Annotated in this window: 18 protein-coding genes; 7 read left to right on the forward strand and 11 right to left on the reverse strand. The window is 49.6% G+C overall.

What is annotated here, in order from left to right; genetic code table 11:
- From AB1611_02170 to AB1611_02185, 4 genes are all read right to left on the reverse strand, one after another.
- A partial coding sequence (locus AB1611_02170; protein MEW6378394.1) for a hypothetical protein occupies nt 1-224 on the reverse strand: 224 nt, incomplete at its 3' end.
- A gap of 145 nt (nt 225-369) precedes the next feature.
- Nucleotides 370-1728 carry a hypothetical protein gene (locus AB1611_02175; GenBank protein MEW6378395.1) on the reverse strand — a complete coding sequence of 453 codons (1359 nt, stop codon included), beginning with the start codon at nt 1726-1728 and terminating at the stop codon, nt 370-372.
- 213 nt (nt 1729-1941) lie between these two features.
- Nucleotides 1942-2673, reverse strand: coding sequence for a hypothetical protein (locus AB1611_02180; GenBank protein MEW6378396.1), 732 nt, complete (start codon nt 2671-2673; stop codon nt 1942-1944).
- 229 nt (nt 2674-2902) lie between these two features.
- Nucleotides 2903-4711, reverse strand: coding sequence for a S8 family peptidase (locus AB1611_02185; GenBank protein ID MEW6378397.1), 1809 nt, complete (start codon nt 4709-4711; stop codon nt 2903-2905).
- A gap of 100 nt (nt 4712-4811) precedes the next feature.
- On the opposite strand from AB1611_02185, the gene AB1611_02190 reads away from it, so the two are divergent.
- Together AB1611_02190 and AB1611_02195 are read left to right on the forward strand one after the other, a co-directional pair.
- A complete protein-coding gene (locus AB1611_02190; protein MEW6378398.1) occupies nt 4812-4961 on the forward strand; it encodes a hypothetical protein in 150 nt (49 codons plus the stop codon).
- Between the two features lie 65 nt (nt 4962-5026).
- Nucleotides 5027-6541 carry a hypothetical protein gene (locus AB1611_02195; GenBank protein MEW6378399.1) on the forward strand — a complete coding sequence of 505 codons (1515 nt, stop codon included), beginning with the start codon at nt 5027-5029 and terminating at the stop codon, nt 6539-6541.
- A gap of 80 nt (nt 6542-6621) precedes the next feature.
- Here AB1611_02195 and AB1611_02200 read toward each other — a convergent pair whose 3' ends face one another.
- Both AB1611_02200 and AB1611_02205 read right to left on the reverse strand, forming a co-directional pair.
- Complete coding sequence (locus AB1611_02200) at nt 6622-7419, reverse strand: isoprenylcysteine carboxylmethyltransferase family protein (GenBank protein MEW6378400.1); 798 nt, start codon at nt 7417-7419, stop codon at nt 6622-6624.
- Nucleotides 7420-7932: 513 nt separating this feature from the next.
- Complete coding sequence (locus AB1611_02205) at nt 7933-8751, reverse strand: isoprenylcysteine carboxylmethyltransferase family protein (GenBank protein ID MEW6378401.1); 819 nt, start codon at nt 8749-8751, stop codon at nt 7933-7935.
- A gap of 596 nt (nt 8752-9347) precedes the next feature.
- Between AB1611_02205 and AB1611_02210 the strand changes: the two genes are divergently transcribed.
- The 4 genes from AB1611_02210 (at nt 9348) to AB1611_02225 (ending at nt 11060) form a co-directional block, all read left to right on the forward strand.
- Nucleotides 9348-9554, forward strand: a complete 207-nt coding sequence (locus AB1611_02210) for a type II toxin-antitoxin system HicA family toxin (protein MEW6378402.1) — start codon at nt 9348-9350, stop codon at nt 9552-9554.
- Entirely contained in the window at nt 9551-9889 is a 339-nt protein-coding gene (locus AB1611_02215; GenBank protein ID MEW6378403.1) for a toxin-antitoxin system HicB family antitoxin, read from the forward strand. Before AB1611_02210 ends, AB1611_02215 begins: the two co-directional genes overlap by 4 nt.
- 83 nt (nt 9890-9972) lie before the next feature.
- Nucleotides 9973-10380 carry an Rpn family recombination-promoting nuclease/putative transposase gene (locus tag AB1611_02220; GenBank protein MEW6378404.1) on the forward strand — a complete coding sequence of 136 codons (408 nt, stop codon included), beginning with the start codon at nt 9973-9975 and terminating at the stop codon, nt 10378-10380.
- A complete protein-coding gene (locus AB1611_02225; GenBank protein MEW6378405.1) occupies nt 10377-11060 on the forward strand; it encodes an Rpn family recombination-promoting nuclease/putative transposase in 684 nt (227 codons plus the stop codon). Before AB1611_02220 ends, AB1611_02225 begins: the two co-directional genes overlap by 4 nt.
- Before the next feature lie 490 nt (nt 11061-11550).
- Here the strand turns inward: AB1611_02225 and AB1611_02230 are convergent, their stop codons facing one another.
- From AB1611_02230 to AB1611_02250, 5 genes are all read right to left on the reverse strand, one after another.
- Nucleotides 11551-12093 (reverse strand): hypothetical protein, encoded by a 543-nt coding sequence (locus AB1611_02230; GenBank protein ID MEW6378406.1) that lies wholly within the window; start codon nt 12091-12093, stop codon nt 11551-11553.
- Nucleotides 12090-13592 (reverse strand): TrkH family potassium uptake protein, encoded by a 1503-nt coding sequence (locus tag AB1611_02235; protein ID MEW6378407.1) that lies wholly within the window; start codon nt 13590-13592, stop codon nt 12090-12092. Before AB1611_02235 ends, AB1611_02230 begins: the two co-directional genes overlap by 4 nt.
- 28 nt (nt 13593-13620) lie before the next feature.
- On the reverse strand, nt 13621-13761 hold the full coding sequence (locus AB1611_02240) for a hypothetical protein (GenBank protein ID MEW6378408.1): 141 nt from the start codon (nt 13759-13761) through the stop codon (nt 13621-13623).
- 13 nt (nt 13762-13774) lie between these two features.
- A complete protein-coding gene (locus AB1611_02245) occupies nt 13775-14443 on the reverse strand; it encodes an NAD-binding protein (GenBank protein ID MEW6378409.1) in 669 nt (222 codons plus the stop codon).
- 81 nt (nt 14444-14524) lie between these two features.
- On the reverse strand, nt 14525-15202 hold the full coding sequence (locus tag AB1611_02250) for a TrkA family potassium uptake protein (GenBank protein MEW6378410.1): 678 nt from the start codon (nt 15200-15202) through the stop codon (nt 14525-14527).
- A gap of 263 nt (nt 15203-15465) precedes the next feature.
- Between AB1611_02250 and AB1611_02255 the strand changes: the two genes are divergently transcribed.
- On the forward strand, nt 15466-15837 hold the full coding sequence (locus AB1611_02255) for a response regulator (GenBank protein MEW6378411.1): 372 nt from the start codon (nt 15466-15468) through the stop codon (nt 15835-15837).
- Nucleotides 15838-15846 lie beyond the last annotated feature (9 nt).

A 15846-nucleotide genomic window follows, 5' to 3' on the forward strand; every position in this document is an offset into this window, starting at 1 on the left:
AGGCCGCCCAGGCCATACAAGCCGTAGAGCCCGCCATAGAGGCCACCCAGGCCGTACATGCCATAGAGTCCGCCGTAGAGTCCCATGCCGTAAAGTCCGCCGTAGAGACCGCCATACAAGCTTCCTAAACCATAGTAAGCATCCGCCTTTTGTGCAGGCATACTGACAAGGGCAAATAAAAGCACTGAAAGGGCAATCAATGTCTTAATCTTAAGGGAACGCATAATTTCAACTCCTTCTCTCTCCCCCCGGGATTACCGTAATGTTTAAAAGGAAACGCAAAATCAGCTCGGCTGTTCTCCATTTCGAATCAAACGATTAATTTGAAAAGGAAATTAAAAGTATTTATGACTGGTTCCACCTCCGTTATCAAATAAAAGGAATAAAAGGAATAAACAGGCCAGAGACAACAGCCGGCACTGCCGTGGCTGTAGGAGCTACCGGGGCAACAATTGTAGGTACAACAGGAGCCGTAACCGTAGGAGCGATCGGGGTCAAAACCGTAGGAGCGATCGGCGCAGCAACCGTCGGCACAACAGGAGGCGCAGCAACCGTAGGTACAACAGGAGGCGCAGTAACCGTAGGCACAACAGGAGGTACAGCAACCGTAGGCACAACAGGAGGTACAGCAACCGTCGGCACAACAGGAGGAGGCAGAACAACTGTTGGTACAACCGGAGGCGCAACGACCGTAGGTACAACCGGAACCACAGGGGCTACAACCGGAGCTGCAACAGGAGCGGCAAGCGTGGGAAATACGGTCAGGTTAAGATCGAAGGTTCCTGTCTGCAGTACACCCAGAGCCTTGACAACGATACCGGTAGCTACACTGACAATACTCCAGGTTCCGGTCATGGTGGTAGGACTGGTCAGGGTCCCGCTGATCTGGAGAGCATAGGTTCCCAGAGCATTAATTCCACTCAGGGTGACAGAATATGGAGTAGAGGTTCCATAGACCGTAACCGGAGTCGGGATAGAGGCATTTCCAAAGAGTGTGGCTGTTCCGCTGAGGAATCCGGTCAGAGGATCTTCAACTATCGTCAAGGCCATATCAGCATACAGGAAACCCAGATACCAGGTCCCGGTCCATGATCCGTCAAACTGCTCGGCAGTAACAGCAGCAGTAGCGGCTGGTGCCGCGGTAGTGGTCGTTGTAGTAGTAGGCGGAGTAAGCCCGGCCAGGGCTGCCAGCAGAGGATTTGCCATGCCCATCATGCCCATGCCGCCGTATAGACCACCATACAGGCCGCCGCCATACAGGCTGCCATACGAGCCGCCGTAGAGGGTGCTGCCATACAGACCACCGTACAGGCCACCCAAACCGAACATGCCGCCATACATGCCACCCAGCCCAAGCAGGCCGCCATACAGGCTGCCATACGAGCCGCCGTAGAGGCTGCTGCCATACAGACCACCATATAAGCTGCTGCCATACAGGCCGCCTAAACCGAACATTCTTCCCAGGCCGCCATACAAGCCGCCATAGAGACTGCTGCCGTACAGGCCGCCTAAACCGAACATACTTCCCAGGCCGCCATACAGGCCGCCATACAAGCCAGTATAAAGACTGTTGTTATATAAGCCGCCATTGTAAATGGTACTGCCAAGCATGCCGCCATAAGGACTATAATATCCTTCGCTTGGCTTTGAGAGAGCGATAATCAGGCAGAATATCAACAGATACGACAGGCAGGCTTTTAACCACAATTTTCCAAGATCTTCATTCATCACACACTTTCCTTCCTTAAAATATGTTAATACACACGATAACACACACGATCCGCAATTTCAGCGCTCCAACGGTGGCGGAGCGTAAGAAATTGATGACTCAAATCAATACGGCAATGCAGGAGAGTAACCCGAGTTTCAGTTTCTCCGGTTACTCTCCTGAGATATTACCACTTCAATCTGAAAAATCGGCTCATCAAGTACCCTTAAATACTAGATAACAGGAGTAAGCAGGCTGAGCTTAAAGCTGCCGGTTTCCACCAGCGAGGTACTGTTAGTCAAGGTATAGGTTCCGTCCATAGTGGTAGCGGTAGTCAGAGTACCGACAATATCAATCGTAAAGGTCATACCACCAAGGCCAATACCGGAGCCGCTCAGAATGATCTGGCTGTTCAGCGCAGATCCGGTAATACTCACCAGGCTGCCCAGCGTGGGATTACCCAGCAGTTGGACATAACCGGACAGCGTTCCAAACAGAGGATCCGAAACCAGGTTCAGAGTCATTGGGCCGGAAACCAGCCCTGAAGACCACAGACCTTCCCAGGTACCGGTTTGCTCGGCAAGGCCATACCGTAAACCACCCAGGCCATAGAGGCCACCGCCATACAGACCGTAGAGGCCGCCCACACCATACAGGCCATAGAGGCCACCGCCATACAGACCGTAGAGGCCGCCCATGCCATACAGGCCATAGAGTCCGCCGTACAGGCCGTAGAGCCCGCCATACATGCCATAGAGCCCGCCGTACAGGCCGCCGCCGTACAGGCCATAGAGGCCGCCATATATGCCGTACATGCCGCCGTAGAGCCCGCCGTAAAGACCACCATAACCGCCATACATGCTTCCCAAACCATAATAAGCGTCTGCTTTATTCGCAGAAATACCAGCAAGAGCAAACAGCAAGACAGAAAGTACAACTACCACCCTAACCCGAAAAAAATGCATAATTCAAACTCCTTCACTTCTCTCCCCCAAGCACGCAGTTGATGTTTGGTGATTACTGCCTTCAGGGAAGATACCTGCAAGGCACAACCACCTGTTGAAATACTACTCGATGTGTATGATCACCTCCTTGCTTTTTAATCGTTGACAAACAGGAGCCTCCGGCAGGTTTGTCAATGAGTTTTTTGAGTGTTCACTCCCCTCAACCTATCCTTAAATACTCCTTTCCTTTTCACGATCCTGAATAGGAATAATAGGGAAACTGGATCGTTGATAACGGATTCACGAATATCGATAGCGGACTCAACAGCGATAATGGATTCACGAATGGGGACAGTTGATTTACTAACGGATTTTCCCATGCCGATACCTGATTCACCGGCCTGAATAACCATGTCTGCTGCTGAAAAGAGCTTTCACCAGACTGCCAGGAAGAACCGGAAGATGCCAGGGAATCCTTCAGCCGCAGACGGTTCGAAACGCTCCCTGATCCGGCAAAAGGTGACAGCGCGTTGGTCTTTGAATTTCCTGCCTGGGCAGAAAGGTTCAAAATACCTGACAGGAAAAGAGAATTTGTCAATTCAGCCAGGGCCAGATTGACGAGTCCGGTCCCGACCAGCGGGGTCAGAGGAGTCGGTTGCGACAGGAGGGGCAGCACCGGATTCAGCGGTGATAACCCCCAGGGCACAAGACCGCCAGCCACCGCTGCCGCAGGCGCGGGAAGGGCGGCCTGGACCGCGTTCAGGGCATTGATCAGCCCCCAGCCGAAGTCCTGGTCCCAGCCCGCAGTCCCAAGATCCACGGCTGTAGTTTCCAGGAGGGTTTTTACGGCATCAGGAGTCAGTGTATTGCCGGCCACGGATTGGGCCAGAGCAGCTACGCCTGAAGTATGGGCTGCTGCACATGAAGTCCCCTGGTAGAGTGCATAATTGAACTGGTAATAGGTTTTCCCGTCGTGGGTTTGCTGAACAATGCCGTCCTGGTAACCATCCAGGTTTTGATCAACGGAAAGATCGCCACCCGGAGCGCAGACATCGATATCCGGCCCGTAGTTGGAATAAAAGGGACGGGTCTTGTCATACCGGACCGCACTGACGCACACGCAGGTAGGATACGAAGACGGATAATGAGGAATACTCGAAGCGTTGTTGCCCGCAGAGGTGATAACACTTACTCCGTTCTGGTAAGCATAGGCAACTGCATCCTGAAGAGTTACCGAAGCGGTATAAGTTCCGAAGCTGATATTGATGATTTTAGCTCCGTTATTAACCGCGTAATAGATTCCGTCGGCAATATCGGTGAACAGCCCGTTGCTGGCGCTGTCCAGCACCTTGACCGGCATGATGGTGCATCCATGAGCAATCCCGGCCACTCCCAGAAGGTTGTTGGTAGTCTGGGCAATCGTTCCTGCCATATGGGTTCCATGTCCGTTATCGTCGTCCGGATAGGCATCGTTATTGACAAAATCCCAGCCCGGAGCAAAGCGGGTACCGGCAAGGTCCGGTGCCTGGAGATAAAGCCCGTTGTTTTCAAAGGCCACGCCGGTATCGACCACGGCTACAACGACATTTGCTCCGGTTGAAATATCCCAGGCCAGTTCCATATTGATCATGGGAAAGTTCCACTGGTACTTATAATAAGGATCATTGGGAAACAATTCCGCCCAGGCCCAGCCATTTGGCTCCGCATACTCGATGGCCGGATCGCGGCTCAGGATCGCCGCAACCTCCAGGGCGTTGTTGGCGGGGAGCACTGCCCGCTGGAATCCGGCTCTGATGCTTCCCTCAGTCCCTCTGATTCCCTGACTGGATAGGAGCCTGCTGACCTGAGCCTGATTTGCCCCTGCCCGTACCCTGAAGATAACTTCATTGGGCGCAAACGGACCGGCATTGAAGAAGCGAAAACTTGCCGGGACAATCCCTGCCGCTCCAGGCGGCAAAAGAACCGCTTCACACCTTGCCGGAGAGAAAGAAAGACACAATGCCCCCAGGAGCAATAAAACGATTTTTAGCTGACTGTTTGGCCACTTTCTGTTTGACAAATCCGATTCGATAATGTTTAATTTTTCTCTTAATTCCATATTTTTGTTTGGGAACCATGAAGTTAAAGGTTAATGTCAGGGGCAGTAATAGCCCTGGTCCTTGCTCCTTCTATGGGTAAGCATAGTTGATGCCAGGGTTTTCCCGGCAGGAAAGGCCGCTCAAAACTGCGCTCCGGCAGCGGCGGGACGGACAAAACCCCTGCTGATTCGGGGTGAAGGGCTGTTTCCGATCGGCTTGTTCTTTGATTAAGAAGGGTAATAAATTTTATGCTCTATCGGTAATTTTATGCTAACTTTCCATGAAAGGTATGACGTATGAGACGAACCTTGCGGTATCTGGCGATTCTGTCTTTCTTTCTGGCGGTTATCCTGCTTGGCTGGTTTAAAATCGTTGACTTCGATGTCGGCTGGCATCTGAAGGCCGGTGAGTATATCTGGTCCAGCAGATCAATACCCGGCCAGGACATTTTTTCCTATATCGTTCAGGGAAACCAGTGGGTGGATTCTCACTGGCTGTTTCAACTCCTTTTGTATCTTTCCTATGCCCTTGGCGGTGTGAGCGGCAGCATCATGCTGAGGATGGCGGTTGTTGCCGCTGTCTTTGGCCTGCTTTTTCTGACCACCTACCGGAAAGAATACTATCCTGTCTCCCTGGTCGTATGTCTTTTGGCTCTCTTCATGTCCTTCCAGAGATTTTTGCTGAGGCCGGAGATTTTCACCTTTCTCTTTCTGGCCATTTTTGTATATTTCACGGAAAACTTCTCCCGGCACCCCCGCCTTTCCCTGATCGTGATTCCGGTCAGTCAGGCCCTCTGGGCCAATATGCACGGTCTCCATATGCTGGGTATTGCCTTCCTCCTGCTGTATCTTCTGGGCGATCTGCTTCAGGTGCTCCTCAACAGGTATCTTCCCGCTATTCCGGCACCCCGGATCCCGGCGGAGGAATGGAAGCAGAAGGGGCTCCTGTTCGGCTTGACCTGTTTTGCCCTCCTGCTCAACGCCAACGGAATCGCTGGCATCATGTACCCGTATAAAATTTTTACCGAACTGAAAGCCAAGCCAACGATCTTTTCCCTGATCACTGAACTGGTTTCTCCCCTGGCGATCAGAAATGCTCCGTTTCCTGATCCTTCAGTGATCTACAGAATTTTCCTTCCCCTTTCGGTTCTTGCCATAATCTGTCAGGTAAAGCGCATCCGCCTGGCCCATCTGTTCCCCTATGCGGCCTTCCTCTATCTGTCAGTTCTGGCGATCAGAAATGTACCCCTGTTCGCAATCGCAGCCACGCCCATGACTATCGGGAATATCTCCGGGATACTCGACTTTGTGCGGGACAGGAAATTGGTTCCGGCCAACTGGCCGATTGCACCGGCAGCCGGAGCCGGTTTCATTATTCTCGCCCTTTTCATTTGTGTATCCACCGTTAATAACCGGCTGTATCAGCGGCTTCATTACCTGCGCAGCTTCGGATTCGGCATTTCCGATACCTATCCGGTCGAGGCTGTCAATTATCTGAAGAGCAGGAATCCGGCGGGAAATATCTTTAACAGTTCCGATATCGGAGGCTACCTTCTGTGGCAGATGTATCCTCCCCGTCAGGTGGCTCTGGATGGCAGGTGGGAGGTATATGGCGATTTTCTGGATAATATCCAGAAGCTGGCGGATCCGCGGTTTTTTGCCGAGCTGGCGGCCAGGTACCGGATCGAGACCATTATCCTGTACAAGCGGTCATGGGAAACACAACTCATGTCTCCCTGGCTCCAGATCAGCCCTTTCTGGCAGGTAGCCAAAGAAACAGCCGAAGCGGTAGTTTATGAAAAGGTGGAGTGAAAAAAGCAGGAGTCAGGAGTCAGGAGTCAGGAGAAAATGTGTATTTATTCTGGCTTCTGACTTCTGACTCCTGCTTTATATTATCCATTCCCCTTGCTCTCTTTCCATTGTGACCAGAGGAGTCCCAGGCGGGGGAAGATAAAGCCGGTCTGCTGCTTATAGAGCCGGTATTCCGGTAAATGCATCGACAGCTTTCGCTCTTCCAGCTTGGCCCGTGAAAGCTGCATGATAATGACTACGATACAAAAACTGTAGGAAAACCGGTTATTGAAGAGCATGCAGACCCCCAGGAGATGGATTAACTCACCGGTGTAGAGGGGGTGGCGAATGAAGCGGTATGCTCCGGTATTGACCAGTTTGCGGACCTCAACCATGACACTGAAAGAATTTTTGAGCTGCCAGAGAGCAGCAATATTCAGGGAAATTCCGCTCACACACAGGATTAATCCAGTGATGTATACGGGTGGCACATAATTGCTTTTCGTATGAGTAGAAAGAAGGGATGTTCCCATCAGGTGGAAGACTACCACAAATACCGGATAGAATCTTTCCCATATCCCTTGTGCCTGTTTCTTGGGAATAGATCGAATGATGTAACTGAAAACGACGATTCCCATGAAAATAGCCACAAATGAACTGTTGATCAGTCCAAGGATGGCGGAAAAATTGATCCGCGTTTTCAGACTGAGCACAGTGGTTATCAGAACCCGAAGAAACATGACAAGGAAAAAAATAATGGGAACAGGATAATTCTTTATCCAGCTTCGGCCTTCCTGAGGGGATACCCAGTAGATAAAGAGAGAAAAGAATGCCAGGGGAAGTATAATACTCCAATTATCTATAACAAACTGAAAAATACCCTGAAAATAAGCGATCATTCCTATTCCCTTTCTTCCAGTTGCGCATCGTACAGATACCGCTGGAATGGCACCCCCTTCCGTGAGGGGGTGTCCCTTTGGTGAAATTTATTTGAACTTGCCGAGAACCTAATACTATAACGATATTTAATGATAGAGGAATGGTCATAATAAATCATCCCCACCCAGCCTCCCCCCTCAAGGGAGAGGAGTTAAAAGATGCCTCCCCTGCCCATATCCTGCCCTGCACCTTGAGGGGTAATCCTCAATTCCTCTCCCTTGAGGGGGGAGGTCAGGTGGGGGTGAATAAAACCCAAATAGAGTCCTTTAACCACTCTTCTTACCTGAAGGAAAGGGGGAAAGTCCCGTTGTACTACTAAGTACACTGGCGCGTTAAATACGCGGCCAGTTAAAGCCGCCCATTCACTCCCTCGCCCCCTCTTTTGGGGGGAGAGGGTTGGGGTGAGGGGGGCGTCGTTGAACCAAACCGGACGGGTAATTCCCGTGCCGTGTACTAAGAACCCAAAAGGATACTTACATTACCCCGCGCAATTTGGGAAAGAAGAAGCCGGTTCTGGCCTTATAGTCGGCATATTCAGGAACAACTCCCAGAAATTTTCTTTCCTCGAATTTTGCTCTGATTGCTTCCATGGTAAAGAAAAGAACATAAATCGAAATGGTTGCCGAGTTAAGGAGCAGCAGGGTCGTACCGAGAGCATGAGTCAATTCGGCGGCGTAGAGTGGATGCCGTACATACTTATACATCCCATCCGTCACCAGTTGCCGGACCTCAACCATAAGGCTGAAGGAATTTTTCAATCTCCACAAAACGATGGTGCTGAGCGTACAGCCGATGAGGGAGAGCAGAAAGCCTGCCATCCCGACACCATGAACAAAGGATGGAGACTGATAGAGATTCCGGAACAACGGGTCGTTTTCTATGGGCAGAGGGCGATACAGAAGGTAGGTAAAAGAAACCATAGGGATAAGGACGGTAATGATCGGATACCACATCTCCCGGAATCCCTTTGCTTTTCCCCGGTCACTGACCGGTTTGACCCGGATCAGATAGCTGGTGATGATAAGCATATCGAACAGAATAGCAGTGATCGTATAGGTGAAATCCAGGACAGGCCGGGAAAAGATAATGGCCTTGATACCGGCAAAGCTCCGGTCAATTCCATACATTATACTGATAAAATTGGCCGTTATATCGATTTTACCAATTAAATGATAAATTTTTAAACCAACCAGAGTGCCGAAGAATAAAAACGGGACCGGATCATCGATGATCCTGGTTAGATAGGTAGCAGGGTTTTTACCAGAGCAGTTCCTTTTTGTTTCGTTAGTCATATCGTACAGCCTCTCATCTGGAAAAAGGTTAAAAAGGTTTTGCCGCCGACTCGTGCCTATCAAATTTGCTGCCAATCACCTCTCCTGGATAAGGAAACCACGAGATCATCAGATTTATCTTCAGTATTTCCTTAATGTTAATAGTATCTGCAAATAATGTCAATAAATTATTCATTCCTGCCTAACCAAGGGAATCTCTGTAACCCTGGGCAATTGTGCATGCCGGTAAGGTAATCTTTGAGTTGTGCTTCTGTTGGTTTAGTCATACAGGTCAGACACTGTGTCATAAATATGCGTCCCGTGATACCCCCTTAATTTCTGCACAAATGCTACTTCCCCTTTTCGCTTGGCTTTGGGTGACAAAGGTACCAGGATACTAAAAGCCAGGGGTAATAGCTCACTCCCTGTCATTCTTAATAACTCCATGCATTTTTTGTACCTGGTTTCAGTATCTTATTGGTGGTTTCAGTATCTTATTGGAATGGAGAGGAGAACCCCGTGTCACAGGGATGCCCTAATGTGGCAGGTGAGGGGTTTGTAGGGAAAAATATGACCACAGCAGGAGAGCTTTGACAATATAGTACCATTCTGGTACTATATCACTATGCCGAAGAAAAATACGACAACTCATCAAGGATCTGGAGAAAGCAGGATTTATTAGTCGTGGTGGAAAAGGTGACCACCGAAACTACCTGCATGAAAAAAGTGGTGTAGTCTGTACCATAAGTGGTAACCTCGGCGATGATGCGAAACCCTATCAGGAGAAATTAGTTATTCAAAAGATCAGGGAGTCTCAAAAATGAAAGAAAGAGACAGATATTTAAAAATCGTTGCATGGTCGGAAGAGGATCAATGCTATGTTGGGTCGGTTCCTGGTTGGATCGGTAAATGTTGTCATGGAAATAATGAAGAAGAAGTGTACCATAAATTGTGTCAGATAGTTGATGAGTGGATAGAAATCTATCATAAGGATGGAAAGCCACTGCCTCCGGCCACGGCAGGGAGAAAGTACTCTGGTAAATTCCAGCTCCGTGTCGGGAATGAATTGCACTATGCTCTTGCTGTACGGGCTTTGGAGTCTGGAGAGAGTTTGAACAATTACTGTGTGAAAGTTTTGAGAAAGGCAGTCCAAAAGTAAAGCGAGAGGGCAATGACTGATTGGAAAGGAATTAACTTTCAATTGGCCTCCTAATGACTTTATTTGAGGTGGTAAAGCCAGCCTTGACAATCCGACAGGTGATCATTTATGATGAAAGTATCATGGATGAGGTTATCAAATCACCCCACGATATTTTCATCAAAGAAGTTCTGAGTAACAGGGAAAATGCCAGGGATTTTTTTTTCAACTACCTCCCTGCGCAGGTTCAGGCTATAGTGGACATGAAGAGCCTGGAGATATGTAAGGATTCCTTTGTCGAAAAGGAACTGCGGGAATACTTCTCCGAGCTGCTCTATCGGCTCAACCTGATGGGTGAAAGTGAAGAAGAGCAGCAGCCAGGCTATTTGTATCTGCTCTTTGAGCACAAGAGTACACCGGAGCGATGGATTGCTTTTCACCTGTTGCGGTATCAGGTCCGAATCTGGGAATTATACCTGAAGCAGTATACTCAAGCCAGGTATTACCGGTGATTATCCCCCTGGTGCTCTACCACGGTCAGGAGAAGTGGAGGATAGGGACCCGGCTGTCTGATCTTATCCCCCAAGGCCAGAGAGAGGAACTTAAGCCCTATGTTCCTGACTTCTCATACCTTTTATGCGATATACCAGCCTGTCCTGATGATCAGATTCGTGGCATGGCTATCCTGCGGGTATCCCTTCTGCTGCTCAAGTACATCCATCATCCTGATCTGGCCAGGCATTTGCAGTGGATATTCTCCTTACTGAAGGATATGATTCAGTCAGGGGCAGCAGGGCAGGAATTTATGGACTGGCTGGAGAGTGCTTTCCGCTATATCTTTCATGCCAGTGAGCGGGTGAGTGTGGAGGAATTAAAAATAATAGTCGAGAAATCTCTCGATAAACACAAGGAGGGGATCGTCATGACCCTAGCCGAACAATTAATCCAAAAAGGTGTACAGCAGGGACTACAGCAAGGATGGCAGCAGGGTGAACAGAAAGGTGAACAGAAGGGTGAAGTAAAAAAGGCCAGGGAGGATGTGGTGAATGTTCTGGAAATCCGCTTTGGTGATATCCCTTTATCTTTCAAGGAAAAACTGGCAGGTATCTATGATCTGGCCATTCTGGATGATCTGCTGCGAAAGGCTGTGACTGCTGCTTCTTTGGCTGAAATGGAAGAAATGATACGGTAGGGAATTATACGGTAAGGAAAGAGAAAAGGGCAAGATCATTACTGATCTTGCCCTTGATACCACTTCAGATATACATTGACCTATCAACTCTCCAAAGCATCAATTAATCTGGAACATTTAGGAAGCATCTGATATATCTTTAAGGGGAATGGCACTTACATAAGAATTAGTAATTCTCCCGCAGAGACGCTGAGACGCAGAGGATATCATTGAAAAGTAAAAGTAAAACAAGTTCCTCCTTGTGCCTTTTTACTTTTTGCTTGCTTCCAGGCCGTTGACACATCGATATATCCCGACTTTCATCAGGACCTTGCCGGATTGGTTGTTCTCTGCGTCTCTGCGTCTCTGCGGGAGATCTTTTTCCCTGTGTGCTTTGTGTCCTCTCTATATTATAAGCTTGGCTTATGTAAGTGCCATTCTCTTTAAGGATGTACAATAACCGGTTGAGATTAGGAGAAAGAGATAGGCACTGGTGGGAAAACAACATCAATCAGGAAATTGTCCTGCGCTGGAATTTCTTTCGGTAGATATGGAGCCCCAACACAAGGAGGGTGCATGCGAATAAGGCAATAGCCATGCGGATCTTGGACTGCGTAACCAGATGGGGTCGCCTGTCTCCGGTTTTGATGATTTTCAATTCTTCGGCATGGATATCCAGCTCTCCCCCATGCTGCGGGCAGGCTTTATGGAAGGTGCCGGTCACTTCGATAGTATCACCGTTGTATTTATAGTCTCCAATAAACCGGATGGATTTGACGAGCCTTTCAGGGCAATAAATTCCAAGAGCCTGAGGACCGTCATTGACATTGATCCAGCAATGAGTGCCGCGGTGCATGATATCTCCGACAACTTCGCCCCGAAACTGCACGGTCTGCCGGTCATAGCGCCTGCTCTGATTGATGAGGGTATCGCTGGACAGGAGCCGTGCCGCCTGGCTGAGGCAGGGGGAGAGAATGATCCAAAGAACTGCCAGGATTGGTATAAAACAGGAAAACGGTTGTGCTTGGCGCAGGTTATTAATGTTCCTCATCATCGTCCCTTCACCTGCGCCCAGACAAAGGCCAATAGAGCAAAAATTGACATAAATTCCAGTCTTCCTGCCCACATCATGAAGATATAAACCACCTTCATGACAGATGGCATGGATGCACAGGTCAAACCGCATGAGAGCCCGCTGTTGCTGCCCGCAGAGACGGAATCGAAGAGTGAGTGCAGGAGGGGATATCCATAGAAGAGGCCGACCACGGCCCCAAGGAGGTACATAGCCATATAGGAGATGGTGATTAAGGCTGCGGCCCGTACATGGCGGTCTTCGAGGACCACGTCCCGGATGTGGTGAAACTTCCGGGTTATCACTGCCGAATCGGGAGAAAAAATCCGGTGGATATCATTGATCAGGGCGTGAAAGAGAATACCTGCCCGGATGCCCTTGATTCCTCCGGCAGTAGAGCAGGCACTGCCTCCGATGGACATGGCGATCATAATGCCCATGGCCGCCAGTATGTTCCAATGGTTGACAAATTGCATTGCATAGACAGTCATGTTGCCGGTGGTTGTGTGAGCCGAGACAATCTGATAGAAGCAGCGGCGGAACAAGGCGGTAAAACCAGGATAGAAGCGGGCCTGGAGGAGGCCGATGATGCTGACAACGCAGGTGATGGTAACGGTGGTGGAAAAGGAAACCGTTTCGATATTACGGCGAATTTCATGGTAATTCCCCTGCCAGACTGAGTAATGAAGAGCAAAATTATAGGAGCCTATGATAAAGATAATAACCGTTACCAGCTCGACCAGAGGGCTGTGATAGTAGAGCAGGTTCTGGGTTTGCGGAGCGAACCCTCCGGTGCTCCAGGAGCCCATGAAAATCCAGAGTCCATGCAGCAGGGACCTGAGGGGAGTCATTCCGGCCAGAAGATTGGCCACGAACAGCCAGGCTGTTCCGACAGCCAGATATATCAGGCTGATCATCCAGATGGCTCTGGCTGTCTGGACGACATTCGGCATAAGCCGCTCATCCTTTCCCTCGCCCACATACAGCCGGTATGCTCCTGCGGTTCCCTTGAACAGAAAGGTAATGGCTACCACGATCATGCCCTGGCCGCCGAGGTAAGTCAAAAGATGCCGCCACATGTTCAGACCGTGGGAGACATGATCCAGATCCTGGATCAGGACCAGACCGGTGGTGGTGTAGCCGCTCATAATATCAAAGCAGGCGTCAAGGTAGGAGAGAAAGTGCCCGCTGAGATAATGAGGGATGGCCCCCAGAAAGGTGGCCAAAGCCCAGGAAAAAGCGGCGGTAACCATGCCGTGCATCCACAGAAGGTCGCGGTCGGTCTCGCAGAGCATGGTCAGGCCCAGGCCAACGATCAGGCAGACGCAGATGCCGATGGCAAAGTCCAGGGCAGGATCCCATTCGGCAAAAAGGAGCGAGGTCACAAGGGGGACGATCATGGTCAGACCTATGCCGACGATGATCTTTCCCGTGTAGTAGCCGATAATTGTATAATCGTTCTTTTGAGGTCGAAGGAGCATCAGCTTCTCAGAGTCTTTTTCAGGAGCATCAGAGGAACAGGAGGCTCAGGACAAAGGAGATGATCAGGGAACTCACCAGTAAAACAAGAGGAAGGGATGACTCGATAAGTATTCCCCATATCGACAGCATTACTTTTCGTGATAAGACGTGCGAACTGATTTGGTCCATAGTGAATAAACTCCTAATCCTCCAGTTTTCCAACCAGGAGACTGAAGGCCTCTCTTTCATTTTCAATGGTTGTCAAAGCCACCACCTCATCTCCTTCCATGAGCAGGGTATCGCCACTGGGAATAAGCAGGTCCTCACCCCGCAGAATGGATACCAGTACACAGTCCTTGGGCAGCCTGATTTCCCGTATTTTCTTGTTGGTGACCGGTGAAGAAGTGGGCAGATCGACCCGGACAATGGCCAGTTTGCCTTTTTTAAAGGTAAACAGGGGAAGGATATCGTCCAGGGTGGTTTCCTCTTCGATGATTTTGGTAATAATTGAGGTGCTGTTAACGGGAACATCGATTCCCAACTGGCTGAACGAGGATTCATTCTGCGGATCGTTGACTCTGGCCACCGTCCTCCTGATGGCAAAGGACTTTTGGGCCACCTGGCAGGCAATGAGGTTATCCTCGTCATTGCCGGTTACGGCAGCCAGAACATCGGCCCGTTCTATCCCCGCCTCCCTCAGGTATCTTTTTTCGCAGCCATTCCCATTGATAACCAGGGCATTCAGCCTTTCAGAGATATATTGGCACCGGTCTCCATCCTTTTCGATAACGACCACCGTATGCTTATCCACGGCCAGGGATCTGGCCAGGTGATATCCGATCTTTCCACCTCCTACTAAAATAATATACATTCTCCGCTGCTCCTTCTCTGATTTGCCTGGCAATTCCGGTAATAAAGAAATATGGGGGAGTAAATAGGCTGGTGTATCATGTTATTGCGGACTGAGTTTGGGTGAATTAAATTCAGGTCCGAGCAGATCCAGAACCTCATTCCGTTTCGCCTGATTCACGAGACACAGGAGAATGTCCTCTTTCCGCACGACCATTTCCGGCGTGGGCATGAGCAGGTTTGAACCATTCTTACAGGTGATTATGGTAAGTGCGCCCGGAACATTCAAGTTGCCATATTTCCTGCCGATAATTTTATCATGTGATGGAACTTCTACCAGGTCCAGCCGTCCCTCATTCCCGCTGCAGCTTGCCCGCAGAGAGTCCTCGATGAAACGGTCCCTGACGAGTTGCGAAACCAGGACCGTGGTATTGATAATATCGAAACCGAAGTCCCGCAGGGTCTCAGCCAGCTCCGGATCATAGATTTTAGCTATAACCCGCTTTACCTGGTAAATTTTTTTGGCTATCTGGGCCACCATGGCATTGCTGGTGTCGGAATTGGTCATCAGGGCAATCCCATGCGCCTTCCTGATTCCTGCCTCTTCAAGGAGTTCCCGGTCAGTGCCGTTTCCCTGACAGGTGAGTCCGTTGAACAGGGAACCCAGGTGCTGAAAGGCCTGTTTATCCTTGTCAATGACCACCACATCGTGTCCTTCTTCGGACAACTGGTTGGCCAGTCTTGATCCTGATCTGCCGCAGCCGACAATGATGATATACATTCTGATGCTCCTCTTTGGTGCTGTTTATTCCCCCTGATGCCTTCTGCCAGGGAATAAATGAGGCAGATTATAAGCCTTGTGAGGAAAAAAATCAACTAGAGAATTTCTCCGGGGAAATTTCCAGGAGGGTTCTCGATTGAAAAGGAACTGACGGCGGACCTCATTTCTTCACCTCCCGATGGTCAGACCCCAATGAACCGAACAATAACTATAGTAGTAATGGTATTGTATTCCGTATCAGAACAGGGGGAAAAAGTATGTCCTTGAAAGTGTTGATTGTCGATGATTCTTTAGTCATGAGAAAACTGATTGTCAAAAGTTTAAAGCAGATCGGTGTCGATGTAGATCCGGTCGAGGCATCTGACGGTAAGGATGCGCTGCAGAAACTGGACCCCAAAGAGATTAAACTGATCATCAGCGATTGGAACATGCCCCAGATGGATGGTCTGACCTTTGTCAAGAAGGTGAGAGATGCCAAAGATAAAAAGCATATTCCGATTATCATGCTCACTACTGAGGGGAGTATGGCCAAGTTCGAAGAGGCGCTTAACTGCGGAGTCGATGATTACATCACCAAGCCCTTTACCCCCGAGAAGCTGAAGAAGAAACTGGACAAAGTCATGGGCAAAGCCTGATCAGGGAAA

It is taken from the genome of bacterium (assembly GCA_040755755.1).
Taxonomy (GTDB): domain Bacteria; phylum SZUA-182; class SZUA-182; order DTGQ01; family DTGQ01; genus DTGQ01.